We start from the raw sequence: 1,366 nt of genomic DNA on the forward strand, positions 1-1,366 counted from the left end.
ATATCCGGCAGCACGCCGAGGGTAAAGTCGATGCTGGCATCGAGTTTTTCCTGTTCGGCGCGTGGCGCACGACCCAGGACGAAATTTGAAACCATACTAGCGACGCCCGGGTGGCCGATGCCAAGCCGCAGGCGGTAGAAAGTATTCTGATTGCCCAGTTGCGCAATGATGTCGCGCAACCCGTTGTGACCGCCATGGCCGCCGCCCTGCTTGAGCTTGGCGACGCCCGGAGGCAGGTCGAGTTCGTCGTGCGCCACCAGGATTTCTTCAGGCTTGATGCGGAAGAAACCGGCGAGTGCCGCCACGGCCTGGCCGCTGCGGTTCATGTAGGTGGTGGGAATCAGCAGACGAACATCCTGACCCTGATGCGAGTAGCGCCCGGTCAGGCCGAAATATTTGCGATCGGCCACAAGGTTCACACCTTGCGCGGCAGCGATGCGCTCAACAAAAAGGGCCCCTGCGTTATGCCGGGTCTGTTCGTATTCAGCGCCTGGATTTCCCAGGCCAACGATCAGTTTGATGGCAGTCACGATAGGGGCCCTTCCTTGGAGTGGTGGTTAACATCGCCGCAAGCAGTGAAGGCGGCGAAAGTGGACGAAAATTGCTCATTTACCATGAATGTAAACTCCGCGTTCTCGCCCGCTTTCTCGCTACGTTCCAGTCCGCGATGTTTCACTCACTCCGACGAACAGAGTGAAATTACTCTGCTGCGCCTTCTTCGGTAGCTTCTGGAGCAACACGTGGAGCGTGGACGTTGGCTACTGCCTTGTCATCGCCGTGTGCCAGAGCAACGAACTCGACACCTTTAGGAGCTTTGAGGTCCGACAGGTGAACGATGGTGCCGATTTCAGCGTCAGCCAGGTCGACTTCGATGAACTCAGGCAGATCTTTTGGCAGGCAGGAAACTTCGATCTCGGCAACAACTTGAGAGATTTCGCCGCCTTTCTTCACTGGAGCAGCTTCGTTGATGAAGTGCACAGGAACGATAGCGGTCAGTTTCTGGCCAGCTACAACGCGTACGAAGTCAGCGTGCATCACGTGGCCTTTGGCCGGGTGACGTTGCAGGGCTTTGATCACGACGTTCTGCTTCTTGCCACCAACGTTCAGCTCGATGATGTGGCTGTAAGCCGCTTCGTTTTCGAGCAGTTTGGCAACTTCTTTGGCCAGCATGCTGATGGATTCAGGGGCTTTGTCGCCACCGTAAACAACAGCTGGAACCAGGGCGGCGAGACGACGCAGGCGGCGGCTCGCACCTTTCCCCAGGTCGGAACGCACTTCAGCATTCAGAGTAAAATCGTTCATTTTGTATCTCCAAAATAGCCATGACCGAGTGGCGTTTGCGACCAGCTCCGAACAAGCTATGCGC

At 56.7% G+C, this 1,366-nt stretch carries 2 protein-coding genes; both read right to left on the reverse strand.

All coding sequences use genetic code 11. The annotated features are described in order from the left end of the window. A partial coding sequence (pth, locus tag ACIOUG_RS27140; protein WP_401070275.1) for an aminoacyl-tRNA hydrolase occupies positions 1-530 on the reverse strand: 530 nt, incomplete at its 3' end. Positions 531-699: 169 nt separating this feature from the next. Continuing rightward, positions 700-1,302, reverse strand: coding sequence for a 50S ribosomal protein L25/general stress protein Ctc (locus ACIOUG_RS27145; RefSeq protein WP_401070278.1), 603 nt, complete (start codon positions 1,300-1,302; stop codon positions 700-702). Positions 1,303-1,366: the final 64 nt, after the last annotated feature.

The organism is Pseudomonas sp. NPDC087803 (assembly GCF_044742995.1).
Lineage (GTDB): Bacteria > Pseudomonadota > Gammaproteobacteria > Pseudomonadales > Pseudomonadaceae > Aquipseudomonas.

What these genes read in the sequence shown, in the direction of transcription:
- ACIOUG_RS27145 (WP_401070278.1), bottom strand. Translation starts at nt 1,302, where the DNA reads ATGAACGATTTTACTCTGAATGCTGAAGTGCGTTCCGACCTGGGGAAA.